Origin of the sequence: Oceanobacillus sp. Castelsardo (genome assembly GCF_001659985.1) — a bacterium.
Lineage (GTDB): Bacteria > Bacillota > Bacilli > Bacillales > Amphibacillaceae > Oceanobacillus.
Map to the genome: position 1 here is coordinate 1 of NZ_LYCS01000043.1, position 491 is coordinate 491.

The window sequence follows — 491 nt, forward strand, 5'->3', positions numbered from 1 at the left end:
TTGATCCGGGGATTTCCGAATGGGGAAACCCACTGTTCGTAATGGAGCAGGACTTATACTTTAATACATAGGGTATAAGAGGCACACCCAGGGAACTGAAACATCTCAGTACCTGGAGGAAGAGAAAGCAAATGCGATTTCCCAAGTAGCGGCGAGCGAAACGGAAACAGCCCAAACCAGAGAGCTTGCTCTCTGGGGTTGTAGGACACTCCGTTGGAGTTACAAAGAAATTCTTTAGACGAATCAACCTGGAAAGGTTAGCCAAAGAGGGTAACAGCCCTGTAATCGAAAAAGAATTTCCTCCGGAGTGTATCCTGAGTACGGCGGAACACGTGGAATTCCGTCGGAATCCGGGAGGACCATCTCCCAAGGCTAAATACTCCCTAGTGACCGATAGTGAACCAGTACCGTGAGGGAAAGGTGAAAAGCACCCCGGGAGGGGAGTGAAAGAGTACCTGAAACCGTGTGCCTACAAGTAGTCGAAGCGCGTT

At 49.7% G+C, this 491-nt stretch carries 1 rRNA gene; it reads left to right on the top strand.

Annotated features, from left to right (window positions below):
- A 23S ribosomal RNA gene (locus tag A9178_RS18445) occupies positions 1-491 on the top strand; the annotation flags it as partial.